Source organism: Peribacillus sp. TE19612 (assembly GCF_056279465.1).
In genome coordinates this window covers 43,359-68,038 of the sequence record NZ_JBWCCL010000014.1, presented here as the reverse complement: position 1 = coordinate 68,038, position 24,680 = coordinate 43,359, and the positions used below count along the sequence as shown (strand labels likewise).

21 protein-coding genes are annotated in these 24,680 nt (G+C 45.0%); 12 read left to right on the top strand and 9 right to left on the bottom strand.

Annotation, left to right across the window (positions count from 1 at the left end):
- Positions 1 to 38: 38 nt before the first annotated feature.
- The gene (locus tag ACZ9AO_RS21755) at positions 39 to 734 is read right to left on the bottom strand and encodes an FHA domain-containing protein (protein WP_144528787.1); all 696 of its coding nucleotides are present in this window, start codon (positions 732 to 734) and stop codon (positions 39 to 41) included.
- Between the two features lie 720 nt (positions 735 to 1,454).
- Here ACZ9AO_RS21755 and ACZ9AO_RS21750 point away from each other — a divergent pair.
- Entirely contained in the window at positions 1,455 to 1,841 is a 387-nt protein-coding gene (locus tag ACZ9AO_RS21750; RefSeq protein ID WP_476110383.1) for a hypothetical protein, read from the top strand.
- 354 nt (positions 1,842 to 2,195) lie between these two features.
- Positions 2,196 to 3,653: a protein adenylyltransferase SelO gene (locus ACZ9AO_RS21745; protein ID WP_476110381.1), complete on the top strand. Its 1,458-nt coding sequence runs from the start codon at positions 2,196 to 2,198 to the stop codon at positions 3,651 to 3,653.
- 91 nt (positions 3,654 to 3,744) lie between these two features.
- On the opposite strand, the gene ACZ9AO_RS21740 is transcribed toward ACZ9AO_RS21745, so the two are convergent.
- Positions 3,745 to 4,173 (bottom strand): MarR family winged helix-turn-helix transcriptional regulator, encoded by a 429-nt coding sequence (locus tag ACZ9AO_RS21740; RefSeq protein WP_251544197.1) that lies wholly within the window; start codon positions 4,171 to 4,173, stop codon positions 3,745 to 3,747.
- A gap of 120 nt (positions 4,174 to 4,293) precedes the next feature.
- Here ACZ9AO_RS21740 and ACZ9AO_RS21735 point away from each other — a divergent pair, with 120 nt between their 5' ends.
- Positions 4,294 to 4,881 carry an NAD(P)H-dependent oxidoreductase gene (locus ACZ9AO_RS21735; RefSeq protein ID WP_476110379.1) on the top strand — a complete coding sequence of 196 codons (588 nt, stop codon included), beginning with the start codon at positions 4,294 to 4,296 and terminating at the stop codon, positions 4,879 to 4,881.
- Between the two features lie 58 nt (positions 4,882 to 4,939).
- On the opposite strand, the gene ACZ9AO_RS21730 is transcribed toward ACZ9AO_RS21735, so the two are convergent.
- From ACZ9AO_RS21730 to nikC, 7 genes are all read right to left on the bottom strand, one after another.
- Positions 4,940 to 6,265 carry a sodium:solute symporter family transporter gene (locus tag ACZ9AO_RS21730; RefSeq protein WP_476110378.1) on the bottom strand — a complete coding sequence of 442 codons (1,326 nt, stop codon included), beginning with the start codon at positions 6,263 to 6,265 and terminating at the stop codon, positions 4,940 to 4,942.
- A 3-nt stretch (positions 6,266 to 6,268) separates the two neighbouring features.
- Positions 6,269 to 6,967 (bottom strand): response regulator transcription factor, encoded by a 699-nt coding sequence (locus tag ACZ9AO_RS21725; protein ID WP_251544204.1) that lies wholly within the window; start codon positions 6,965 to 6,967, stop codon positions 6,269 to 6,271.
- A complete protein-coding gene (locus ACZ9AO_RS21720) occupies positions 6,964 to 7,728 on the bottom strand; it encodes a sensor histidine kinase (protein WP_476110375.1) in 765 nt (254 codons plus the stop codon). The genes ACZ9AO_RS21725 and ACZ9AO_RS21720 overlap by 4 nt, the downstream gene beginning before the upstream one ends.
- 88 nt (positions 7,729 to 7,816) lie before the next feature.
- Positions 7,817 to 8,806, bottom strand: a complete 990-nt coding sequence (locus ACZ9AO_RS21715; protein ID WP_476110373.1) for an ABC transporter ATP-binding protein — start codon at positions 8,804 to 8,806, stop codon at positions 7,817 to 7,819.
- Positions 8,806 to 9,828: an ABC transporter ATP-binding protein gene (locus ACZ9AO_RS21710; RefSeq protein ID WP_063594781.1), complete on the bottom strand. Its 1,023-nt coding sequence runs from the start codon at positions 9,826 to 9,828 to the stop codon at positions 8,806 to 8,808. The genes ACZ9AO_RS21715 and ACZ9AO_RS21710 overlap by 1 nt, the downstream gene beginning before the upstream one ends.
- 12 nt (positions 9,829 to 9,840) lie before the next feature.
- On the bottom strand, positions 9,841 to 10,761 hold the full coding sequence (nikB, locus tag ACZ9AO_RS21705) for a nickel ABC transporter permease (protein ID WP_241591365.1): 921 nt from the start codon (positions 10,759 to 10,761) through the stop codon (positions 9,841 to 9,843).
- A 12-nt stretch (positions 10,762 to 10,773) separates the two neighbouring features.
- On the bottom strand, positions 10,774 to 11,676 hold the full coding sequence (nikC, locus tag ACZ9AO_RS21700) for a nickel transporter permease (RefSeq protein ID WP_476110371.1): 903 nt from the start codon (positions 11,674 to 11,676) through the stop codon (positions 10,774 to 10,776).
- Positions 11,677 to 11,886: 210 nt separating this feature from the next.
- Between nikC and ACZ9AO_RS21695 the strand changes: the two genes are divergently transcribed.
- The 9 genes from ACZ9AO_RS21695 to ACZ9AO_RS21655 all read left to right on the top strand — a co-directional run bounded on the left by ACZ9AO_RS21695 (position 11,887) and on the right by ACZ9AO_RS21655 (position 24,642).
- Complete coding sequence (locus ACZ9AO_RS21695; protein ID WP_476110369.1) at positions 11,887 to 13,443, top strand: glutathione ABC transporter substrate-binding protein; 1,557 nt, start codon at positions 11,887 to 11,889, stop codon at positions 13,441 to 13,443.
- 66 nt (positions 13,444 to 13,509) lie between these two features.
- Positions 13,510 to 15,018, top strand: a complete 1,509-nt coding sequence (locus ACZ9AO_RS21690; protein ID WP_251544212.1) for an amidohydrolase family protein — start codon at positions 13,510 to 13,512, stop codon at positions 15,016 to 15,018.
- A 1-nt stretch (position 15,019) separates the two neighbouring features.
- On the top strand, positions 15,020 to 16,519 hold the full coding sequence (locus tag ACZ9AO_RS21685; RefSeq protein ID WP_476110366.1) for a chlorohydrolase family protein: 1,500 nt from the start codon (positions 15,020 to 15,022) through the stop codon (positions 16,517 to 16,519).
- A gap of 100 nt (positions 16,520 to 16,619) precedes the next feature.
- Positions 16,620 to 18,185 carry a glutathione ABC transporter substrate-binding protein gene (locus ACZ9AO_RS21680; RefSeq protein ID WP_476110364.1) on the top strand — a complete coding sequence of 522 codons (1,566 nt, stop codon included), beginning with the start codon at positions 16,620 to 16,622 and terminating at the stop codon, positions 18,183 to 18,185.
- A gap of 399 nt (positions 18,186 to 18,584) precedes the next feature.
- Positions 18,585 to 19,832: an amidohydrolase family protein gene (locus tag ACZ9AO_RS21675; RefSeq protein WP_476110363.1), complete on the top strand. Its 1,248-nt coding sequence runs from the start codon at positions 18,585 to 18,587 to the stop codon at positions 19,830 to 19,832.
- A gap of 24 nt (positions 19,833 to 19,856) precedes the next feature.
- Entirely contained in the window at positions 19,857 to 21,107 is a 1,251-nt protein-coding gene (locus ACZ9AO_RS21670; protein WP_476110361.1) for an amidohydrolase family protein, read from the top strand.
- Between the two features lie 28 nt (positions 21,108 to 21,135).
- A complete protein-coding gene (locus ACZ9AO_RS21665) occupies positions 21,136 to 22,383 on the top strand; it encodes an amidohydrolase (RefSeq protein WP_251542371.1) in 1,248 nt (415 codons plus the stop codon).
- Between the two features lie 421 nt (positions 22,384 to 22,804).
- A complete protein-coding gene (locus ACZ9AO_RS21660; RefSeq protein WP_251542370.1) occupies positions 22,805 to 24,100 on the top strand; it encodes a uracil/xanthine transporter in 1,296 nt (431 codons plus the stop codon).
- 278 nt (positions 24,101 to 24,378) lie between these two features.
- Positions 24,379 to 24,642 carry a heterocycloanthracin/sonorensin family bacteriocin gene (locus ACZ9AO_RS21655; protein WP_082196509.1) on the top strand — a complete coding sequence of 88 codons (264 nt, stop codon included), beginning with the start codon at positions 24,379 to 24,381 and terminating at the stop codon, positions 24,640 to 24,642.
- The last annotated feature ends 38 nt before the right edge of the window (positions 24,643 to 24,680 follow it).

Sequence of the window (24,680 nt, the reverse complement as noted above, 5' to 3'; positions counted from 1 at the left end):
GTTATCCACAATGCTTTTTTCATGTTTTCGAATGATTGTCATGATAAGTCCGATAAATTGAATGAATGGATGGATTCCATATAATACCCCTTTTGAATGACGGCTTTTATGGCAAAGTGCCCATTTAACCGTTTCCGCACGCGGTATAGAAGTGAAGCGATTTCCTCTGCCGTCACAATTTGCTCGGGATCTCCGACTCGCTCTGGCCAGACTTGCTGGACAATTTCTTCCTTTGAAATTAGGTTGTCCAAATTTTCATATAGCAGTTTAAAGCAATTGAATTCCTTGGTCGGCATTTTAATGGGTGCTTCTTCATTGATGATCACGGTCTGAAGGTGCTCATTGATAGCGACGGTTTGCAGGAATTCGGGGTTCACCGGCGTGAAATCCATTGTTAAATCGTTGTCGATGGAGATTATGAATTCAATCAATCCATTGACCAAAGCAATCGAATCCCCCGGTTCAATGTGACATGGATTGCCCGGTACGAGCGGCATCTGGTTCACGGAGGTGCCGTGTTTACTTGCCAAATCCTCAATGAGGAGCTGCCCTTCCTCCATATAAATCCGGCAATGTTCCCTGGAAACAAAGTCATTGTAAAGCCTGAAATCAGCTTTGGAGTGCTGGCTTGCCCGGCCGATCAGCAGGCTTTTCCCTTCATATACATAGGCGAATTCCTCGGTTTGGCCTTTGTGCATGGTCCTCAATACAACCTTGAAAGTTTTATAGATCATTCACTTCATACCCCTTAAAAAATCTGAAAATTTAAATTATTTTCATGAATTTATCATTTTGGCTACATGGCTGTTTAGTGGGTTCAATTTTATAATTATAAATTATCAGTCGCTTACTTATAAAAAAAATCCAAATTAGGCACACAGCCATTATAACAAAGAGGAACGAAGGATGAAGAAGAAACTCAATTTTTGCTGATGTTCGCTTTGACTGTGGGAGAAGTGCTTCCTCAAAGCCGGCCAGGCAGCACCGGAAGAAGTTTGCGATGAAAATATACCTTACGCTTGTGGAAAAGGAGTTGACCAAAGGTGAGTATGTGGAGAGATAGGATAAATGCCTTCAGCATCCTGCTGATGATCATTAGTATGATCGTATATATTATTTTTCCCGAGCCCTTTACCCTCATTCTGTACTGTATATTTGGCATTGCCTTTATCAGCCTGACTTTACTGAATTAAGACTACCTTTGAATGGGTGGAGGACGGAACCAATAAGAAGAGAAGAAACAAGCCTGCCGAATCAATGGCAGGCTTGTTTGATGCATAATGTTTCAAGGTGAAATTATAACCATTGGCATATAATTTTTATTTTTATCATAAAAAATAGTTTTTTTATAATAAAATATACCTATATCAGCTGTAATAGTAGTAATATTGATCGAGGCCACTAAAGTGAGTATTCATATCATGATTGGAAAAATGAGATAGGAGATTTTAATTATGAAAAAATTAATAGTGCTAATAGGATCCTTGCTGTTTGGACTAATCTTAATGAATGTTTATACGGATTCAGGAAAAATGAAACCTGATGGACTTGAAATTAATACATCCTATATTAAAAACTCGAAAGAATCAGTGGCTGATATGAGTGTCTCTGGCTATATTCATAAAAAGAAAACGCTAGAAATGAAAACTGCTTTAAAAGAAAAAAATACAATTTCCATAGATCAAACTGGCAGTGAATCAGAATATATAATAATAGATTCAACGGGGAAAAAGGTTTTCTCTGAAAAAATAAAAGGAGATACAATTCGTTCATTTGAATCAATATCCGGAGAAGGAATCATAAAAATAGAACTAAATAGCGGGAACCATGATGCAATTTAAAAATCAATAGAGCAGAACCTTAAATCTTGAACCGATTCCGTACGGGACCGTAAACCGTATCACCATCGCAAAACGGAACGATGATCGACAAAGGTATTTTTAGGAAAAGAAGCAGGAACCCATTAAGGGTACCTGCTTTCTTTCATTCTAAGAACCGCAATCGTTTTATGAAATCCTGGGGCGTCATGGATTTAACACGACTTTAAAAGAGCCATTTTTATGCAAAAAAGGTATAATTAATTGTTAGAAGCAGACATTAAAAAATGGACTGCAACTTAGTTTTATCGCGTGTTTTAACTGAATCTTGAGCGAAATATCTTTTATAAAAAAGTCAAAATAAGAAAAGGAGAAACCATGACTAATGAAACAGGATGGAATTTAGACAATAGCTATGCGCGTCTTCCGGAAAAGTTTTTCACAAGCACGAACCCGACTCCTGTGCGTTCACCGGAGTTGATCATTCTCAATGAGAGTTTGGCGGATTCTCTTGGTTTGGATGTGAAGTCGCTGAATAGTGAGGATGGTGTGGCGGTGTTTGCCGGAAACGAGATCCCGGAAGGTGCTTCGCCGCTTGCCCAAGCATATGCGGGCCATCAATTCGGTCATTTTAACATGTTAGGGGACGGCCGGGCGATATTGCTTGGCGAGCAGGTGTTGCCAGAAGGCGGGAGGGTCGATATCCAGCTGAAGGGTCCAGGAAGAACGCCATATTCCCGCGGTGGCGATGGCCGGGCTGCACTTGGACCGATGCTGCGCGAATACATCATCAGCGAGGCGATGCACGGGCTCGGCATTCCTACCACCCGAAGTCTGGCAGTGGTGACGACCGGTGAAACGGTGATCCGTGAAACCGGGCTGCCTGGTGCGATCATGACCCGTGTGGCTTCGAGTCATCTTCGTGTCGGAACTTTTCAATTCGCTGCAAAATGGGGTACGATCGAGGAGCTTCGGACACTTGCCGACTATGCCATTGAGCGTCATTTTCCAGACATTGCAGCAGATGAAAGCCGTTATCTTTCGCTGCTGCAGGAAGTGGTCAAGCGTCAGGCTGAGCTCATTGCCCAATGGCAGCTGGTCGGCTTCATTCATGGAGTGATGAACACCGACAACATGACGATCAGCGGGGAAACCATCGATTATGGCCCTTGCGCCTTCATGGATGCCTATGACCCTGCAACCGTATTCAGTTCAATTGATAGGCAAGGCCGCTATGCCTATGGTAACCAGCCGGTAATTGGGGGGTGGAATCTTGCACGATTCGCTGAATCCCTATTGCCGCTGTTGCATGATGACGAGGATCAGGCCGTTACACTGGCCCAAGATAAGATTTCCGTTTTTAATGATCTGTATCACTCCAATTGGTTAGCGGGAATGAGGGCGAAACTGGGGATATTCAACGAAGAGACTCAGGATGAAGCCCTTATTAATGGCATCCTCAGTATGATGAAGAAGCATGGTGCCGACTATACCAATACTTTCCGGGCTCTGACCTTTGATAAAAAGGAGGATACGGTCCTTTTCGGGACACCGGAATTCGCCCAGTGGCAGGAGCTTTGGCAGGCGAGGCTAGGGAGGCAGAAGGAATCGAAAGAGTCTTCGAATCAGTTGATGCAGAACAGCAATCCTGCAGTGATTCCGCGGAACCACCGGGTGGAAGAGGCGTTGGAGGCGGCAGTGGAACAAGAGGACTACAGCGTGATGGAACGGCTGTTGGATGTTCTTGCAAATCCTTATGCACACTGCGAAAAACAAGCAGAATACGCCGCACTGCCTGAGTCAACAAGACCTTATCGGACTTTTTGCGGTACCTGATCATAAAACATGCATGGAGATAATGTAAGAGCTCCCGCGATTGAAGTCGATTCTTCGTCAACTTCAATTGCGGGAGCCCTTTTTGTGTTCATCAGTAAAAAAGTTTTGTTTGAAGAATGTCCAGGGCACGGTCAATCTCCGCTAAATCTTCCTTTGATGCATGTTGCAGTCGGCTTTGGAAACGGGATTCCACGATTGCAAAAGCCTCGTTCATCATCATTTCCCCTTCTTTGGAGAGGCGGATGTATTGTTTCCGTCTATCTTCCGAATCACTTATTTTATCAATTAAATTCTTTTCGCTTAATTTTTTCAGTTCACGGCTCGTGTTAGGCATGGAGATATGATGACAGTCACTGATTTCACTTGGTGTGACAGGCTGACTGACGGTTATATATTCAAGAATTTTATATTGTACCGGCGTGATGGAATCGGATTTGGCGTTTTGTGTCAATTCATGTGTCACTTGATGTACGGAAGTTGTAAATGTGACCATTTTTTCAAAAAGAGCTTTTTTGTCCATAACTTTCACCTCTTACTGAGAAGATATCAAAAATATTATCAAAATACAATTATCATTTGACAACAAAAAAGATGGTGTTATATGATTGTTATCAAATGATAAGTAAATAGGGGGTACGTCATGAACATGCTGGTCATCTACACATATCCAAATCATAAAAGCCTAAGCCATGCTTTTTTAGAAAAAGTCGTCAAGGGAAGTAAGGAGAACCCGAACATAAAGGGGCTGCAGGTCTTGGATTTATATGAAGAGGGCTTCAATCCGCTCTTGGAGTTCAATGAGCATAAACGAAGGCGTGATATGCATCGTGATCCTCAGCTTGAAAAATATAGAAATCAAATTACTTGGGCCGACAAAATTGTCTTTGTCTATCCGATCTGGTGGGGGAGGCCACCGGCCATGCTGATGGGATACATCGATCAATTATTTTCTGCGAATTTTGCCTACAGGGACAAAAAGGGCTTGTTCCCGGAAGGCCTTTTGAAAGGAAAGTCGGTCGTATGTGTGTCCACGATGAAGGGACCTGCAAAGTATCCGCTTCTCTGGTTGAATGATGCGCATAAAATATTGATGAAAAGAGCACTATTCAATTTTGTCGGAATCAAGAAAGTGAAGTTTTTCGAATTCGGGAATATGGAAAGCCCAAAGGGGAAACAAACCCAAAAGCTAGAAAAGGTTTATCGGTATTTCAGGAAGGTGACTAGCTAAGTTTTTACGAGATTAAAGAAGAACCCCATTCATGCATAATGAATGGGGTTGGCCGTATTCATAGTTTTGTTTTCACGATCCTCCATTTGTTCTTGATGAGGGTAAGGATCGTACAAATCACTAGGATCGTCAATGAAACCAAACCGCTGAACCATATGCTTTGGAATTCGCTTACATGAGGCTGGATGATGTATGAAGCCACAATCGCCAGGACCGCGCTTATCGGTATGTAATCAGCGACTTTTCCTTTACTGAATACGATAACCAGGATCGGAGCCAGCAATGCCGAGTATATATTGCCTGAATAAAATAAGAGCTCCAATAGGTTTGGAGAATAGAAGAGTGTAGCAACGAAAACCAATCCTCCAATACAGATCGAAAGCAGGCAGGCCATCCTTATTTTTTGCTGGTCGCTTTTTTTTGTTTGTAATGGTTCAAGGATATTGGCTACGATCAGGCTTACCAATGAATGCAGGCAGGCACCGAATGTTGAGGTGATTGCACTGAACGCGCAGAGCACAAAAAGGATGAAAAAGAATGGTGTCGTTATTTTATTTGCCAATCCAGCCAGAATCGAGTGTATATCAGTGAAGCCGCCCGTAAAGATTACCATGATGAACAGGGATGAAAAGGAGAGCGGGAATATGATCCATATAAGGCCTGATAAAGAGAATGTCAATCGAACCTTTTTCATCTCTATCATGAATAATCGCTGCCACGAAGTCAGGTCAAAGAAAAACTGGCCGAACCCGACAAGGAGTCCTGCAAAAAGAAAACTCCAAAGATCATACTTATTGATTACGAGCATGTATGGATGGTATAAACGAATCCCATCATAAACTGGCTGAATCCCTTCCTTGACGAAAAAGTATAAAGGAATCAAGATAACTGCGGCAAACATGGAAATGACCTGAAAAGCGGCGAATCCATGAATGAGCTTTAACCCGCCGAATCCAGCATAAAGGACACAGAAAGCGAAAAAAAAGAACAGCCCGACATAGAGCGGGGTATCGAAAAGAAACTGACATAGGGTGGACGCGGCCATTCCCTGAATGAATAGAATGTGTAGATTGGTTATGACCAGAATCACGATCAATATCCAATATCCTAGCGGATTTAGCCTTGCTTTCAAATAGTCCCCCATGGTCAAGCCCACGGGGAAATCCTGCCGGACCCTCTTCCCGATGAAGCTGAACATGAACAGGGCGATCGCTCCCATCAGGGCGTATCCGATCCCTCCGAAAACTCCATACTTCACCATCGATTCGGGGGAGGATAATATTGTGGTTCCTGTCACCCAGCGTGCCAGGAGGGAGATGATCCCTAAGCCCATCCCGATTTGAATGGGGCCTTGTACGTATTCTTGAAATGTACGTGATCGCAATGTTCATTTTCCTTTCTCGCGGAACTCCTTGGGCGTGATTCCCTCTATCTTCCGGAATAAAGTGCTGAAATAATGCTGGCTATTGAAACCCGATTTTTCAGCGACGTCTGATATGCTCCAGCTGGTGTTATTGGTTAAGGTCCTTTTTGCGGCCTTTATTCTATAGTGCATTAAATATTCCGAAAACGAAGTGCCGACTTCTTCATGGAATTTCCTGCTTAAATAAGTCGGATTGGTATGCACTTCACTGGCGATGTCCGAAAGGGAGAGTTTTTCGGCATAGTTTTCATGAATGAATGAAAGCGAATGGTGAATTAGGGTTGAATAGTTATGGGAAGATTCCCTTTTATCATACTTGGCCAGGACTTTATGCAAATCACTTTCTATTACAGGTTTCGTTAAATAATCAACGACGCCTATCCTGATGGATTGCTGGGCATAATCGAAGCTTTGATGCGCGGTCACCATGATGATTTCGACATCTTTGTTCAGCGCCCTTAAGTCTTCACCAAATTCAAGACCCGATCGCCCCGGCAGATTAATATCCAGGAAAGCGAGGTTGATTTTATGATTTTGATTGAGGGTCAGTGCCTGACAGGCATCAGCAGCTTTGTGAAATTTCCAAAAAGGGTATATGGACTGAATCATATATTCCATTTGTTCAAGGACCAATGGTTCGTCATCAACTAATAATACATTCATTTCTCCGCCTCCTCCATTTTCCTATCAAAAACCAGTGGCCATGATACCTCTACCTTTGTTCCCGATTCATTGGAAGCTATATTCAATTGTGCACGGTCATTGAAATAAAAATATAAACGTTTTTGGATATTATCAAGGCCATGGCCGCCTTCGTCCGTAACGGAAGATTCATTTCCCAACAATCCATTGTCCGCCACTTCCAGATACACCATCTGCGATTCCAGATAGAACCGGATATGCAGCAGGGCTTCACCGACTTTTTTTTCCAACCCGTGTTTAAATGAATTCTCCACCAGTGTCTGGAGAATGAAGGGGGGGACCAGTGCGGTTGATAACGGTTCCGGGCACTCCATATCAATCTTGAGCCGATCACCGAAGCGAAGGGTCTGGATGTCGAGATAATGCTGGGTATACTGGATTTCCTGGGAAAGGGGGATCAATGGTTCCGATGCTTTATACTTGAATTTCAGGAATTGCGAAAAAGCCTCTAAGGCCCGTATCAATTCTGCCGTCCTGTTCAGGCGGGCCAAGCCCAGAATGACATTCAGTGTATTAAACAAAAAGTGCGGCTGGATCTGCTGGTTCAATTTATTATATTGTGCTTCTTGCAGTGCTTGCTCCAGGCGGATCTCCTTGTTTTTATTTTCAAGAAGATCGATCCTTTTCTCGAATATGAATAGAAATAAAAGAGCGATAGCTCCCATGATGGGAGCTAAAATGAAGAGCATGATAATTAACGTGAATCCCTCGTAACTTAGCATGGAGAACCTCTGCTGGTTATATTTTTAAATAACTTGAATGATTCTGTTTATTAGTATCATACTAAAGTCCCCACGGGAAATCTACAGCTTATGACACAATGTGACAAGCCACTTGATGGTTTTGTGCGGATCGTTTCAGTTCGGGCATCTGTGTCTTGCAGATATCCTGTACAAAAGGGCACCGTGTATGGAAGCGGCAGCCGTTTGGCGGGTCGATAGGTGACGGGACATCACCCGTCAATAGGATCCGTTCTCTTTCATGTACAGGATCCGGTACTGGGATGGCCGATAGCAATGCCCTTGTATATGGATGCTGCGGCTGTTCGAAAATGGACTTTTTATCGGCTATTTCGACTATCTTTCCGAGATACATGACCATCACCCGATCCGAGATATGCCTGACCACACCTAAATCATGTGAAATGAAAAGAAAGGTAAGATCGAACTGGCGCTGCAAGGATTTTAATAAATTCAGCACTTGCGCTTGAATGGAGACATCCAGTGCAGATACAGCTTCGTCACATATGATCAATTTGGGATCCACTGCCAGGGCCCGCGCAATCCCGATCCGCTGTCTCTGGCCGCCGCTGAATTCATGCGGGTATCTTTCCATGGATTCAGGTCTCAGCCCGACATGTCCCAATAATTCTTCAATCCGGCTCTTCCGGTTTTCTTTAGGGACTACATTTTGGATCGCCAAAGCTTCCCCGAGAATTTTGCCGATCGTCTGTCTTGGGTTAAGGGAGGCAAAGGGGTCTTGAAAAATAACCTGCAGATCCTTCCTGGTACGCCGCATTTCTTTTTTGCCTAAACTCAGTAAATCCTTATCCTGAAAGTGAATGCTCCCGCTCGTCGGTTCATCCAATCGAAGGATGGCCCTTCCGGTAGTCGATTTTCCGCAGCCGGATTCGCCGACGATGCTTAAGGTTTCACCCTGTTTGATATCGAAGGTAATGTCATCAACGGCTTTTACATGATTGATGGTCCTTCCGAAAAATCCTCCCTTGATCGGAAAATATTGCTTCAATTGATCCACTTTAAGCAGAACCTTTTTCTCTGCAGCTGGTACACCCATCATTAAACCCCCACCTTCTCTTGAGCGTCATATTCCTTCTCCCATTGAGGGGTGAACATCCAGCAGCTGACCTCTGTGCTTGGGCCGATGGCCTGGAGATCCGGTACGGCTTGTTCACAAATGCTCTTCGCATGTGCACAGCGGGGAGCGAAGCTGCATCCCTTGGGCATATTGTAAGGACTTGGAACGGTCCCTGGAATTGTAGTCAGTTCTTCCTGGTCCATGTCCAGACGCGGAAGGGAGTTCAATAAACCAATGGTGTAAGGATGTTTTGGGTTTGTGAATATTTCCTTGGCCAAGGTGTATTCAACGATTTTCCCTGCGTACATGACAGCGACACGATCACAGGTCTCGTATACGACACCCAAATCATGTGTAATCAAAATGACAGCCGTCCCGAAGTCCTTTTGCAGCGTCTTGATCAGTTCGAGGATTTGGGCTTGGATCGTTACATCCAGTGCTGTTGTAGGTTCATCGGCTATTAAAACCTCAGGGTGGCAGGCAAGTGCCATGGCAATCATGACCCTTTGCCTCATTCCGCCGCTTAGCTCATGCGGCTCCTGTTTTGCCCTCTTTTCAGGTGAAGGAATCCCGACGAGCCGAAGCATGTCGACGGCTTTATCCCATGCTTCCTTTTTTCCCAGCTTTTGATGGAGCCGGATCGCTTCCGCAATTTGCTCGCCCGCTGAATATACGGGATTCAATGACGTCATCGGCTCCTGGAATATCATCGAAATTTCATTCCCGCGTATGGACCGCATCTGTTTTTCAGATTTCGTAAGCAGATCCTCCCCTTTAAAAAGGATGCTGCCGCCGGCAATCTTGCCGGGTGGCGATGGAATGAGCCTTAACAATGAGAGCGATGTTATGCTTTTCCCGCTTCCCGACTCCCCGACGATTCCAAGCGTTTCCCCTTTATTGAGGGAGAAACTGATCCCATTGACTGCTTTACTCGTTCCTTCATCAGTGAAAAAGTGGGTTTGCAGGTTTTTTACCTCCAGTATTTTATCAGCAACCTGTTTCATCATCCTACCTCCTTAGTTCAAGTCTATTCTTTTGTTAAAGTATCGATAGAGGACATCCACTGCCAAATTCATGAATACGAAGATGACGGAAGCGATGAGGACCCCGCCTTGGACCATCGGCAAATCCCTCGTTCTGATTGCATCGACTATCAATCTCCCAAGTCCATTGATGGCAAAAACGGATTCTGTCAATACCGTGCCGCCGAGGAGTGCACCGAACTGGAGGCCAACGACGGTGATGACGGGGATAAGCGCATTTTTCAGGCCATGTTTATAAATGATGATATATTCTTTCAATCCCTTGGCTCTTGCGGTCCGGATATAGTCCTGGCGAACGACTTCAAGCATGCTCGACCTGGTCATCCTGGCAACGATGGCCGCACCGCCGGCCCCAAGGGTTATGGCTGGGAGAACCATATGGCTGAAGGTTCCCCAACCTGAAACCGGAAACAAATGAAGGTTGACGGAAAAGAAGTAGATAAGCATGAGGCCCAGCCAAAAACTAGGTAACGAGATTCCCAATAAAGCAACGATCATGATGGTAATGTCAGCTGCCGAGTATTGCTTGGTGGCCGAGATGATTCCTGCGATCATTCCAAGCACAACGGTTATGAATATGCTGGCAAGTGCCAGTTCAAGGGTGATGGGCAAGCGGACCATGATTTCGTCCAAAACAGGGCGGCTGCTGCGGAGTGATTCCCCAAAGTCACCTTGAACGGCATGAAGGACATAGTCAACGTACTGATAGAGGATTGGACGATCCAAGCCAAGCTCATGCCGCAGCGATTCAATCGTTTCTTTAGTCGCTCCTTCACCTGCAAGCAGTGTTGCCGGATCTCCCGGGACCATTTGCATGATGAGGAAAACAACAAGACTTACTCCCAGTAGTACCGGTATCGTTTGAAGTACCCGTCTGATAATGAATACGAACATTTTCTCTCCTCCTTATTTTTTCATTCTTGGATCCAGGGCATCTCTAAGTCCGTCCCCGAAGATGTTGAAACCAAGTACCAGTGTTGATATCGCTATCCCAGGAAACAAAGCGATGTGTGGGGCACTGAACAAATAATCCCGTCCGCTGCTCAGCATCGCTCCCCATTCTGGTGAGGGCGGCTGGGCTCCCAGTCCCAGGAATGACAATCCGGCTGCCGACAGAATGGCCGTTGCCAGACGTAATGTAGCTTGAACGATGACCGGTGATAGAATATGCGGAAAAATATGCTTGCATATGATCGTGAAGTCAGTCGCTCCCAATGCACGAATGGCATCGATATATTCCAGCTTCCTGACTGACAGTGTGGAACCGCGTACAATCCGGGCAAACATCGGTATCGAAAAGACGCCGACCGCTACCATTACATTGATTAAACTCGGACCAAGGGCACTAATGATCGCAAGGGCAAGCAGTATTCCCGGGAAAGCCAGCAGAACATCGACAATCCTCATAATGACGGTATCGATCCATTTTCCGTAATAACCAGCTGTTAACCCGAGGAGTATGCCAATGAACGCCCCGAAGAAAACAGAGACAAACCCAACCGTTAAAGAAAGCCGTGTTCCATATAATAATCTGCTTAAAATATCCCTTCCCTTATCATCCGTACCCATCCAATGTTCGGCTGATGGAGGCTGGAGTTTGTTGACCAAATCAATTTCATAGGGATCCTGCGGTGAGATCAAAGGGGCAAAGATAGCCAATAAAATATAAAAAAGTACGATGTACCCGCCTACCAATGCCAATTTATTTCGCTTGAATTTTTTATAAAAGGCTTTCCAGTGTCTTAGTTTCGGAAATTTTCTTTCTTTTACATTCAATTCGGTATTATTGATGACGACCTCTGGCTTCATTGGATTTCCTCCTTTTCTTTCATTCAATTTATTCAAAAAAAGGATTGAAGTAAATATGATGCGCAAAAGCAGTAAAGATAATTAAAAAAAGAGTAAAGATTCTGAAAATATAAAATTCGGTTTTTTTTTATAATTTACATTAAGCCCGATGTACTCATAGCTGTAAGTTACTTGGAGAAACAAAGGCAGGTTGAAAAGGGAGGAAATAGAATGAGAAAAGGTATGATTGGGTTGTTTTTTGCTTCTTTATTAGGCATCTCATCCGTTTTATCAGGGTGTGCAACAGAAGAAACCGGCAGTAAGGAAACAGCAGAAAAAGCGCAAGAAGGAGGTACGCTGATCGTCGCGCGATTATCTGACGCGACCACACTTGACCCCCATTTCATAACAGACATTCCATCTGCAAACGTCGTTTATGAAAAGGTTTATCAAACATTGGTCGTTCCTGACAAGAACATGGATCCTAAACCGCTGCTCGCAAAAGAGTGGAAACAACTGGATGATGTCACGTGGGAGTTTAAATTGCAGGAGGGAGTCAAATTCCATGATGGAGCTCCATTCAATGCCGAAGCGGTGAAAACCAATTTCGACAGGATACTGGATCCGGCAACAGCTTCTCCGCAGGCTGGTAAATTGGAAATGATCAAGGAAATTAAAGTGATTGACGAAACGACCGTACAATTCAAGCTGAAATATCCTTATGCTCCGCTGTTATCGATTTTAGTGAGTAATGAAGGAAGCATCATCAGCCCTAAAGCGATTAAGGAAAATAGTGACAAACTCGGGCAAAACCCCGTTGGGACAGGTCCATTCGTTTTTAAATCGTGGAAGCCTGGTGAAGAAATCGCCCTTTCGAAAAACAAGGACTATTGGGGGGATAAGCCTAAGACTGATGGGGTGGTATTCAAGGTGGTCCCTGAAGATGCCACGAGGATTGCGATGATTGAAACGGGTGAAGCGCATGTGACCGATCAAGTGCCCGTGACGGAGATTGAAAGGATCGAAGCGTCGGGCACGATGGATTTATATCGCACGGAGGGACTTGCCGTTGAATACTTAAGCTTCAATGTTAAGAAAAAGCCCTTTGATGATGTAAGGGTCCGTAAGGCGGTCGCTCATGCCATCGAGGTCGATTCCATCATCAAAGGGGTTTATAACGATGTCGGCACAAGGGCAAATTCAACAATGAGCCCAAAGGTGTTTGGTTATGATCCGGATATAAAAGGCTATGACTATGATATTAATGAATCGAAGAAGCTCTTGACTGAAGCGGGGGTCAAGGATGGATTGGAGTTTACCCTGACGACGAGTGACCGTAAGGAAAGGATCAATATGGCCGAGGTGATTCAATCCCAGTTAAAAGGAATTGGAATTAAGGTCAAGATTCAAGTCCTTGAGTATGGGGCTTACATTGACGCGACAGCCAAGGGCGAGCACCAGGTATCGATAGGCGGCTGGGGCAATGCTACCGGTGATGGAGATTATAATCAATTCAATCTTTTCAATAGCAAATCCCAAGGTGCTGCGGGAAATAGTTCATTCTATAGCAATCCGGAAGTGGATAAATTGATTGAAAATGCACGTAAAGAATCGGATGGCGATAAACGTAAGGAACTATATTCGAAGGCACAGGCAATTGAAAGAGAAGAAGTTCCATATGTCCCTATCCGTAACTATGAACACTTGGCCGTATATGGCGGGACAGTTAAAGGGCTTTGGCTGAATCCGGCAAATTATTTAATGCTTGATGACGTAACCGTGAAGTAGGAATTCATCACAAAAGGAAGGCAGCATAAGGATGTTATGCTGTCTTCTCAATTAGGAGGGGAAAGTATGATAGATTTACTGCTAATCCATGGGACCGTCATTACCATGGATCAAAACAGGAGAATTCTGCAAGATGGCGCCGTCGCCATACATCAAGGAAGGATTTTAGCCGTAGATTCGACCGAAAAACTGAAATGGAAGTATGAGGCAGTAAAAGTCATCGATTGCAGCCATCAGTGCATATTGCCCGGATTGATAGATGTTCATGGGCATGGGGGACATTCCATGTTCAAAACGATTGCCATGGAGAATATTGATTTTTGGATGCCGATCATGACGAATGCGTACAAGCATTTTGTTACAGATGACTTTTGGTATTACGAAGGAAAGCTATCCGCCCTTGAGAGATTGAAGGCAGGCGTGACGACTGGGGTGAGCGTGTTAGGATCCATGCCGCGGTCCGATGAACCGATTTTCGCCATCAATCATGCAAAAGCATACGCCGAAGTGGGAATCAGGGAAGTGGTATGCACGGGTCCTTGCAATCCTCCATGGCCCCATTCATTCAGCCGATGGATCGACGGAAAGAGAGTGGTAAAGGAAGTTACCTATGAAGAAGTATTACAGGGGGCGGAAGCGGTAATCGAGGCGCTGAACCATGCAAATGAGGACCGCACGAGAGCCTTCATTACACCATTTGTCATCGTTACATCAGTGGATCCCTCCAATCCGACATCTCCTGACAGGCTTTATGGGCTGACTGACCATGACCTGTATCAAGCGAAGAAAATAAGGGAGATTGCCAGGAAGTATAATACACGCATTCACTCTGATGCCTTTGGCGGGATGATTCATTTAGCGATACAGGATAAGGAAAATGCCCTATTGGGTCCGGATGTCCATTTACAGCACTGTCGGGGCATTTCCTTCGATGAGGCAAGAATACTGGCAGAAACAGGTACCAACGTCAGTGCATCACCTGGATTTGGCCAGGTTCATGCCCGTACCCCGATAACTGAATTATTGGAGATGGGTGCAACTGTAGCGATCTCCACGGATGGGACGTCCCCTTCGACAAGTTTCGATATGTTTCAGGCAATGAGGAAAACACAGTTCGTTCACCAGGCCGCCCTTAGGGATTACTATTATTTACCGCCAGGCAAGCTGTTGGAAATGATCACGATAGATGCTGCAAAATGCATTGGCTGGGATGATGAAATAGGCTCCCTTGAGATCGGGAAAAAAGCGGATGTCATTACGGTCAATCTGCATCAGCCTCATCTGACCCCTGAATTCATGCATGTTCACCGGCTTGTATTTCAAGCTGTGGCGAATGATGTGGAGCATGTCATCGTGGATGGGAAATTGATCATGGAAGGCAGGAATGTACGGACGGTCCATGAAAGTACAGTGCTTGATGAAGCGAATGAGGAGGCCTTTTCAACGATAAAGCGTGCGGGGCTCGAAAAGTATATGCAGCCGACGAAATATTTCTGGGGCCATGCCAGGGCCTATGTAGATGAAAAGCGATATGACGAACGCGAAGACGCTGCCGCGATGGTGAAAGGGGAATAAGATGAAAACCAAACTTAAAGGAAGATATGTAATCGGGTATGACGGGTGCGATCATGTCATTTTGGAAAACGCGGAGATCGTTTATGAAAAAGACACGATTTTGTATGTCGGAAAAAATTATCCAGAAGAAGTGGACGAGGTAATGGATGCCGGTAATGCGATTATCAGTCCCGGGTTCATAGATTTAAATGCATTAGGGGACATTGACCATGATATTTTACATTTTGAAGCCGGTGCCGACAGACAGAAAAACCTTCTTTGGTCGGAGAATTATATAAAAAGCGGACATCCAGAATTAATGACCGAGGAAGAAGAAGCGTTTAAATCACTATATGCTTATTCACAGCTCATACTACATGGCGTGACGACGGCGATGCCCATTACTTCCGTCTTTTATAAAAGTTGGGCCGAAACCTATGATGAATTGGCAGCTGCCGCAGAACATGCCGCTGGCTTGGGATTAAGGATTTACCTTGGCCCAAGTTTCCAATCAGGAATGAGAGCCGTCCAGCCTGACGGGAAAATCAAACTGCATTGGGATGAAAGAGCCGGTGAAGCGGGGTTGCGGAAAGCCGTCGAGTTTGTAGAAAAATTCGATGGAGCCCATGAAGGCATGGTCAGGGGGATGCTTGCTCCAGAACGAATTGAGTCTCAAACGGCCGATCAATTAAAACAGATTAAATATTACAGCGGAAAATTGAATGTACCCATAAAGCTTCATGCTGCACAAGGAAGTTTTGAATTCAGCACCATCTGGGAAGCCCATCATGTTACACCGATCAGATATTTGTACGACCTTGGCTTTCTCGGTCCAAGAACAGGGATCCCGCACGCCCACTTTATTTCAGGATACAGTAAAGCGAAATATGGCCAGGGTGATGACTTGGCGCTGCTTGCAGAAACGAATACAACGGTGATCCATTGCCCGCTGATCATCGGGAGGCATGGGGAGGCGTTAGAGTCTTTTGCCAAATATAAACGGGCTGGGATCAATATAGCCCTTGGAACGGACACATTCCCTCCGGATATGTTCCAGAACGTCAGGACAGGCAGTATGCTCTCACGGCTGGCGGCAGGAGAAACGGAAGGCTCTGTCTATGCCGATTTCTTCCGGTCAGCCACACTTGATGCGGCCGCTTTTCTTGGCAGGGACGATCTAGGACGCATCGCCGCGGGAGCCAAGGCGGATATCATCGCGATTGACTTGGACGGTTTCCATATGGGGGTAATCGATGATCCGATTCGAACCATGTTCGCAAGCGGGTCCGGGAGGGACGTTAAATTATCGATTATCAATGGAAAGGTGGTCATGAAGGATCAAATAATCCCCGATCTTGATTTAACGGAAATCAAATATAAGGGGCAGCAATATTTTAATAAGATGAGAAGAGGCTATATGGAAAGGGATTATCAGGAGCTTCCCGAGAAAGAATTGTTTAAGCCATCATTCAAGGTCGTGGAATCGATAAGCGCTACAGAAGACATTTGTAAAAACAAGTAAAGAAAATGAAAAACATAGTAAAGATATTCGAAAAAAATAGTCAGAATATTTCCTATAATTAGATAAATGTTCGAAAAATGAAATCGGGAGGTAGAAGACCATGGGGGTAAAACGTGGGGCAGGAAAGCTTTTTCTAGTCATGATCATGGCTATCATCATTACAGGCTGTTCTTCTAACAATGACGTAAGCACAACAGAAAGTGATCCGAACAAAGCATCAAACGGAGGGGGTACATTGGTCATTGCCCGCCTATCCGATGCTGAGAACTTGGATCAGCAGTTCATGTCCACGATTAACGCCGCTAGCGTCACTCATCATAAAATCTATGAAGGTCTTGTACAGCGGGATGAGAATAGTGAGATACAGCCAATGCTAGCAGAAAAATGGAAGCAAATAAATGACACGACCTGGGAATTCAAGCTTAGGGAAGATGTAAAGTTCCATGATGGCACACCATTTAATGCAGACGCAGTAAAGAAGACGTTTGATCGACTATTAGATCCGGTGGTCGCTTCTCCCAGAGCGGTAGTATTCGATATGGTGAAAGAGGTGAAACCTGTTGATGAATTTACCGTGCAATTCATCCTGAAGGAACCTTTTTCCCCTCTCCTTTCCATATTGGCGAATCACGAAGGCGGAATCATCAGTCCGAAAACGATTGAAAAGTACGGCAAAAAGATTATCCAGGAACCGAATGGAACCGGTCCTTTCGCTTTTGATTCATGGTCCCCAGGCCAGGAAATCACATTGACGAAAAACGACAGCTATTGGGGAGACGAGCCAAAAGTGGACAAGGTCATCTTCAAGGTCGTCCCGGAAGACTCCACGAGGATATCGATGATAGAAACCGGTGAAGCGCATATCGCCGAGCCGCTTCCTGTAGCGGTCATGGACCAGGTGGAATCATCACCGTCAATGGATGTTTACCGCAGTGAAGGGTATGGTACCGAATATTTAGGGTTCAATGTCAATAATGAGCCGTTCAATGATCTAAGGGTCCGTAAAGCCATTGCCCATGCCATTGAGATGGACTCGATTATCAAGGGTGTCTTCAATAATGTGGGAGTAAAGGCGAACTCTTTGATGGGCTCTAAAGTATTCGGGTACAACGAAGATCTCGAAGCCTATGATTACAACTTAAAGGAAGCAAAGAAACTGATGGCCGAAGCTGGATATTCAAAAGGCTTGGATGCGACCATCCTGACAATGGACAGTAAAGAAAGAGTCAACTTGGCTGAGGTCCTGCAATCCCAACTGAAAGGGATCGGGATTAATTTGAAAGTACAGGTCATGGAGTACGGTTCATTCGTGGAACAAGTGAATAAAGGACAATCGGAAATGTTCATCATCAGTTGGAGAAACGCAACCGGGGATGCTGATTATAATCAATATAATCTGTTTCATACGGAATCACAGGGAGCGGCAGGTAACACATTCTTTTACAGCAATCAAAAGGTTGATCGTTTAATAGATGCGGCCAGGAAGGAAAAAGAAGAAGGGAAACGCAAAGAACTATACGCAGAGGCACAGGAAATCGAAATGGCTGACACCCCGTACATTCCTGTAAGGGTCATAGAAAATGTTGCTGCAGTCGCCAAAGAAGTAAAAGGATTTTCAATCAGCCCTTCAGGCTACCTGGAGATAAATGACGTAACGATCAAGTGATACAGTTTGTAGAGGAAAGGGGTTCGGAGTCCGAAGAATGATTTTTTCTTGTAATCCTCATTAGATTGAAGAGATTTGCGACACTCCTGCCGAATTACTGGCTGGCCGAGACCCCGAAGGCGGAAAGCGAGCGCCTGAAGTGGAAATCAACGTCTATAAAAGAAAGGGAGCGGATCTCTTCAATCAATTGAACTTTTTAAATAAAAAACTGCAGGCAAACTGAGTTTTCATCGAGTTGTCTACAGTCTGAAAGGGTTCATCCATTAGGGTGAGCCTTTTTCTTTGGCACAATAAGTAAAAATAACATAAAAACGAGTAAAAATACTGAAATTATTTGTTGATCTTTAAAACTATAATGAAAGTGATGCATAGTCAATCTGGAATGAAAGGGTGAGTGTAATGTCTCAATCGTATTGGTTAACGAATGTCCGCTTGGAAAATGGTTTTACTTATAATGAAAATGAAACGATCACCGGCACTGAAACCGGCAATTACCACATCAAGATTGAAAGTGGGAAAATTTCTTCCATTTTATCGGCAAAGGAATCGATAACGGATCAGGATCCGCAGCATGATGTTCACGGTCTCCTGATGGTCCCCTCGTTTAAGGAAATGCATATCCACATTGATAAAACGTACTATGGCGGTCCGTGGAAGGCTTGCATGCCTGCCATTAATGGCGTGAAAACCCGGATAGAGGAAGAGCAGGTCTTGCTGCCCGAATTATTGCCTACCGCTAAAGTAAGAGCAGAGAAAATGCTCGATTTATTATTGAACTTCGGATCTACCCATATACGCACACATTGCAACATCGACCCCGTCATAGGACTGAAGAACTTGGAAGCGACCATTCAGGCACTGGAAGGCTATAAGGATAAATTGACATATGAAATCGTCGCATTCCCACAGCATGGACTTTTACGCAGCGATTCCGTTCGGTTAATAAGGGAGGCCATGAAGAATGGGGCGAATCTGGTAGGAGGCGTGGACCCCGCCACCATTGATGAAAACATAGAGCGGTCACTTGAAACGATCATGGATATCGCGGTTGAATCCAATTCCGATATCGATGTCCATTTACATGATCCGGATCACCTTGGTCTCTTCACCATGCAGCGACTTGCTTCAATGACGGAAGACGCAGGCTGGCAAGGAAGGGTCACGGTTAGCCACGCCAGCGGTTTGGCAGATCTTTCAGTCCCTGAGGCTACGGGCATAGCCGAAAGGTTTTCGGAAACAGGAATATCGATTACATCCACAGTGCCCATCTTCAGAACGATCCCCATCCCCCTGCTTCATGAAAAAGGAGTGAAAGTGGAATTGGGTAATGACAGCATCACTGATCATTGGACACCCTTTGGCATCGGGGACAATCTGGAAAAGGCCGGTCGCCTTGCAGAGAGGTTTCGCATGATTGATGAACGTTCCTTAGCGAAAAGCCTGCAATTCATAACAGGAGGGAAGACTCCATTAAACCAAGACGGGGGCAAGGCATGGCCTAATGTCGGGGATGAGGCGAATATCGTTTTGCTTGAAGCCAGCTGTTCAGCGGAAGCGGTGGCTAGAAGGGCGAAGCGTACCGCTGTCATCTTCAGGGGCAATGTTGTTAGCGGATCCATTTCATCTTTTGAGACGACAGGTGTTTAATCTTCTAATAAAGAGAGTGATTGGATGAATGAAGCATACTGGCTTACAAACGTTACGCTTGATAGTGGATTTGTTTTTGAGAATGAAAGAATTGATCGGACGAAAACAGCTACATACAACATGTATATAAAAAATGGGATCATAGAGGATTTGCAATTGGCTTCAACTATGCCTTTGAAAACGGATGGTCCTGTTCACGACGCGAGAAAGCTGCTTGCACTTCCTCCTTTTAAAGAGATGCATAACCATCTCGACAAGACTTATTTAGGACTGCCCTGGAAATCATGCACTCCGGTTCCGAACTTAATCGAACGCTTAAAATTAGAAGCAAAAGAGCTTGCAGAACTGGCTGAAACTGGACAGCTCCGGGCTGAACGGATGCTTCAACTATTGTTAAGCGGCGGGGCAACGCATGTAAGGACGCATGTAAATATCGATCCATACATCGGAATGAAGAACTTGGAAGAGATTCAACGTGCCCTATATCGTTTCAAAGGGAAAATGACATACGAGATCGTGGCTTTCCCGCAACATGGCCTGCTAAGAACGAATTCAAAAGGGTTGATGAGACAAGCGATGAAAGAAGGGGCGTCCTTGGTGGGCGGCCTTGATCCTGGAGGGGTGGATAATAATATAGAAGCTTCCCTGTATGAAATGGTAGATTTGGCTGTTGAATTTGATGCAGATATTGATATTCATATACATGATCCCGGTCATCTTGGTTTATATACGATCAAAAAACTGGCTTCTTTGATCGATGAAGCAGGGTGGAAGAACAGAGCGGCCATCAGTCATGCTTTTGCACTTGGTGATGTTTCAATAGGAGAATCGAATGAAATGGCCAGTGAATTATCAAACCTGGGGATAGCGATCATGTCTACAGTTCCGATCAACCGGGTCATGCCCCCGATTGATTCACTGCATGAGAAAGGTGTCCATGTTGCTCTCGGGTGCGATGGCTTTTACGACTCCTGGTCCCCATTCGGTACTGGGGATATGCTGGAAAAGGCAGGCCGATTGGCTGAGAGGTACAACTGGAAGGACGAGTATGCATTGTCTCAATCGCTCCAATTCATTACGGGCGGAGTCAAGACATTGGACCATGAGGGAAATCGTTTATGGCCGAAAGTGGGAAATGATGCAAGTATGGTTTTTGTGGATGCATCATGTGCTGCCGAAGCAGTTGCCAGGAGATCGACGCGGGCTGCGGTCATGGTCGATGGAAACCTGGTTTACGGCGGACTTGATCGCGAATCTGCCTTGAAGTCGAATTGAAGATCTAGTTCAAGAAGGGATGAAGATCATGAATAGAATCTATTGGTTAAAGAATGTTCGTTTGGAATGTGGTTATCGGAAAGAGAATGAAAGAGTTACAGGAACGATCACCGGGTTATTTCATCTGTTGATGGAGGATGGCAGGATCACGAAGATTGTCAAAGATGGGGATGCCATACGTGATGATTTACCAGTGGAAGATGCAAAAGGATTGCTGGCGTTACCATCCTTCATTGAAAAGCATGTCCATCTTGATAAGACACTGATGGGGGATGTTTGGAGAGCGTGCACTCCTTCTTCAAGTGTCATTGAACGCTTTGAAAATGAGAAGAGGGTTCTGCCTTCCATTGCAACAAGCACATGTAAACGTGCAGAATCTTTACTGGAAATCCTGTTAGCTTCTGGCTCTGCACATATACGGACTCATGTTGATATCTATCCGGAAGCGGGCTTGCAAAACTTAGAGCAAGTTCAGCAGGCGCTTGCTGGCTATTCCAATCGACTCAGTTCAGAAATCGTCGCATTTGCGCAGCACGGTTTGTTGCGGTCCGGCTCTGTCAAGCTTGTCAGGGAGGCATTGCGAAACGGAGCAGGAATCGTCGGGGCGGTGGATCCAGCCACAGTCGATAACAATATTGAAGCATCGCTCGTACAATTGATGGATTTAGCAGTGGAAGCGAATGCTGCTGTGGACTTGCATTTACATGATCCCGGCCATCTGGGCACGTTCACCATGAAACGTTTGGCAGCTCTGACCAAGCAAGCGGGCTGGGAAGGAAGGGTGGCATTAAGCCATGCGTTCGGTATCGGGGACGTATCCAGGGAAGAAGCCTATGAACTGGCTGACATTCTTAGGGAGGCGGGGATTTCCATCGTCACCAGTGTCCCGATCAACAGGCAGATGCCCCCTGTTGATTTATTACATGAAAGAGGGGTTGAAGTATCAGTAGGAAATGATAATATCTTTGATGTATGGTCACCTCTCGGGAATGGTGACATCTTGGAGAGGGCAGGAAGGCTCGCAGAACGTTTCAAATGGATTGATGAAGTCTCGCTTTCCCGGACACTCGGATATATAACTGGCGGAAAAACCCCATTGGATGATAAGGGTAACCAGGTATGGCCGAAAGTTGGGGATGCCGGAAGTCTGGTGTTAATTGACGCAAGCTGTTCTGCAGAGGCAGTTGCCAGGCGTTCGGAACGTAAAGCGGTCATTTACAAGGGGAACTTGGTTTCCGGTTCACTATATAAACAAAAGCAGTCCATTGAACGGTAGGACTGAACCAAAAAAGGATTTCTGGATATTTCCGGATTTCCTTTTTCGTTTTTGGCGGCTTCCGTGTACTTTTATTTACATATGTTATATGCTGTGGAAGTGATTTTTGGGGCTATATGGGTTGCCCTCGCATGTCTTTATATCATAAAATGTCCCGCTTTTGCTTGCCGGCCTTGCAACCTTAATCAAGCCAACAAATTAGCGGGGAGCCGCAGTCTTTGTTACTATTAATGGGAACGTTATCATTACTCATGCGCATGCAAAGGTCCAGCGACATAAATTATGTGTCCAGCAATGCAGCAGCGGACCATCCGGGACCGCGTTTATTAACATGGTGATGTCCTATCGCCTTTTTCAAGGGAAGGACAATAGAAATTCACCATGAGCTTCAAAAGTATCATGTTCAAAGGAGATGGAATCTATGAAAAGTTGGAGATCTTCTGTGACTCTATTTTCTTCTTTTCAATGGTTGTTTTTTATTTTTGCAAATACGGTAGTTGTACCCATATCGATTGGCGCAGCTTTTGATCTTCCTCCCAATGTTACGGAAATGACCATGAGAAGCTCGCTCATTTTCACCGGGATCGCTTGCGTGTTTCAGGGGTGGAAGGGACATAAGTATCCGCTTATGGAAGGGCACTCCGGTCTATTGTGGGGAGTGATGCTGAATTTAGGGTTATCTGCACCATCCATAGGGCTCGGTTATGCTGAGATAGGAGGGGGAATTGCTACTGGCCTCATTGCCGCTGGTGTCGTGACCCTCATTATTTCTGCCTTCAACCTGATTTCTCATGTCCAGAAGATTTTCACTCCCATGGTCATGACGGTTTATTTATTCCTTCTGACGTTCCAGCTCATTTTTGTCTTTTTTAAGGGGATGCTGGGGATTACGGAGAATGGGGAAATTAACATCCCGGTCAGTTTCCTATCAGTGGGGATTGTACTTCTAGTTAGTATATTAAAAATAAAAGGACCAAGGACGATAAGCAATTTCTCCATATTGATCGGGATTATAGTGGGATGGATTTTTTACGAGCTGCTATTTCCGGAGGCCGGGGGAGAAATGGGATCGACGGGTGCCGCTTTTTCATTTTTCCCATTAGGTGCTCCAAACCTTCAATTCGGGATAATAGCGATTTCCTTTTTTGCAGGATTGCTGAATTTGTGCAACACGTTCGCATCCATTCAGGCTGCATCGGAATTAATCGGTGATAAAGCTGAACACAAGCAGTATCGAAATTCTTTATTCATGACTGGCGGATTTACCATTTTCGCTCCGTTGCTTGGCCTTGTTCCGTATACACCCTTTACTTCATCGATCGGATTTTTGCAGAGCACTCAAATCTATGAGCGGAGGCCCTTCTTGCTTGGAGGGATGTTATTGACCATAATCGGGCTCATTCCCCCTTTCATCTCTTTCCTGGCCACGATGCCGATAACAGTCGGGAATGCAGTATTGTTCGTTGCTTACCTTCAGCTGTTCGGTACGGCTTTCAACAGCGTCAAGGGTCAGCATTTCACTTCAGACACGATATTCAGGCTTGCCGTACCAGTATTGATTGGCGTGAGTTTGATGAATATCCTGCCTAATGCATTTTCGAACCTGCCCGCGCTATTACAGCCCTTTTTGACGAATGGGCTCATAATGGGAGTATTGATATCAATCGTGCTGGAAAAAACGGTCAACTGGAATCGTTATGAACAACTGCAGAACTAACGTGACTTCGATTGAAAGAGCTATACATAAGGAAAACGAAAATGCTAATTTAAGAGGCGATCATGAAAACCGGAAGGGTGTTTACCCTTCCGGTTTTCTGTTTTTTCATTGGTCTTTTAATGTGAAATGGGCCTTTTAATCAGTAGCAATACCCACTCCCTTTACATATTTTGTTGGAGGGAATACTTGACGTGGTGTTAATTCCCTGACCATTTCGTTCTGGCTTCCCTTTCTAATCTAAACTCTACCTTATAAATAATAAACGGAGGTTATATAAAATGTATGAATTTCAAAATCAATTGCAAAACCTGAATGTAGATGATTTCCAGGTGACTCAGCCAGTTCCTTGGGAGCAAAACCAGTACAATTTGGATGATTCGTCTCGGCAATTCATTGGTGTGGGCGGTTGCTTTGGTTGTTTTGGCTGTTTCTTGTGCTTCGGTTGCTTTGGTTGCGGCGGTCGCTGTGGACGCTGTGGACGCTGTGGTGGATGCGGACGTTGCGGAGGGTGCGGCGGTCGTTGCGGACGTTGCGGCGGTTAAGGTTTCAGGTCTTCTAAAGAAAAGTCCCTGCGGTGCAG

What these genes read in the sequence shown, in the direction of transcription:
- ACZ9AO_RS21755 (WP_144528787.1), bottom strand. Translation starts at nt 734, where the DNA reads ATGATCTATAAAACTTTCAAGGTTGTATTGAGGACCATGCACAAAGGC.
- ACZ9AO_RS21750 (WP_476110383.1), top strand. Translation starts at nt 1,455, where the DNA reads ATGAAAAAATTAATAGTGCTAATAGGATCCTTGCTGTTTGGACTAATC.
- ACZ9AO_RS21745 (WP_476110381.1), top strand. Translation starts at nt 2,196, where the DNA reads ATGACTAATGAAACAGGATGGAATTTAGACAATAGCTATGCGCGTCTT.
- ACZ9AO_RS21740 (WP_251544197.1), bottom strand. Translation starts at nt 4,173, where the DNA reads ATGGACAAAAAAGCTCTTTTTGAAAAAATGGTCACATTTACAACTTCC.
- ACZ9AO_RS21735 (WP_476110379.1), top strand. Translation starts at nt 4,294, where the DNA reads ATGAACATGCTGGTCATCTACACATATCCAAATCATAAAAGCCTAAGC.
- ACZ9AO_RS21725 (WP_251544204.1), bottom strand. Translation starts at nt 6,967, where the DNA reads ATGAATGTATTATTAGTTGATGACGAACCATTGGTCCTTGAACAAATG.
- ACZ9AO_RS21720 (WP_476110375.1), bottom strand. Translation starts at nt 7,728, where the DNA reads ATGCTAAGTTACGAGGGATTCACGTTAATTATCATGCTCTTCATTTTA.
- ACZ9AO_RS21715 (WP_476110373.1), bottom strand. Translation starts at nt 8,806, where the DNA reads ATGATGGGTGTACCAGCTGCAGAGAAAAAGGTTCTGCTTAAAGTGGAT.
- ACZ9AO_RS21710 (WP_063594781.1), bottom strand. Translation starts at nt 9,828, where the DNA reads ATGAAACAGGTTGCTGATAAAATACTGGAGGTAAAAAACCTGCAAACC.
- nikB (WP_241591365.1), bottom strand. Translation starts at nt 10,761, where the DNA reads ATGTTCGTATTCATTATCAGACGGGTACTTCAAACGATACCGGTACTA.
- nikC (WP_476110371.1), bottom strand. Translation starts at nt 11,676, where the DNA reads ATGAAGCCAGAGGTCGTCATCAATAATACCGAATTGAATGTAAAAGAA.
- ACZ9AO_RS21695 (WP_476110369.1), top strand. Translation starts at nt 11,887, where the DNA reads ATGAGAAAAGGTATGATTGGGTTGTTTTTTGCTTCTTTATTAGGCATC.
- ACZ9AO_RS21690 (WP_251544212.1), top strand. Translation starts at nt 13,510, where the DNA reads ATGATAGATTTACTGCTAATCCATGGGACCGTCATTACCATGGATCAA.
- ACZ9AO_RS21685 (WP_476110366.1), top strand. Translation starts at nt 15,020, where the DNA reads ATGAAAACCAAACTTAAAGGAAGATATGTAATCGGGTATGACGGGTGC.
- ACZ9AO_RS21680 (WP_476110364.1), top strand. Translation starts at nt 16,620, where the DNA reads ATGGGGGTAAAACGTGGGGCAGGAAAGCTTTTTCTAGTCATGATCATG.
- ACZ9AO_RS21675 (WP_476110363.1), top strand. Translation starts at nt 18,585, where the DNA reads ATGTCTCAATCGTATTGGTTAACGAATGTCCGCTTGGAAAATGGTTTT.
- ACZ9AO_RS21670 (WP_476110361.1), top strand. Translation starts at nt 19,857, where the DNA reads ATGAATGAAGCATACTGGCTTACAAACGTTACGCTTGATAGTGGATTT.
- ACZ9AO_RS21665 (WP_251542371.1), top strand. Translation starts at nt 21,136, where the DNA reads ATGAATAGAATCTATTGGTTAAAGAATGTTCGTTTGGAATGTGGTTAT.
- ACZ9AO_RS21660 (WP_251542370.1), top strand. Translation starts at nt 22,805, where the DNA reads ATGAAAAGTTGGAGATCTTCTGTGACTCTATTTTCTTCTTTTCAATGG.
- ACZ9AO_RS21655 (WP_082196509.1), top strand. Translation starts at nt 24,379, where the DNA reads ATGTATGAATTTCAAAATCAATTGCAAAACCTGAATGTAGATGATTTC.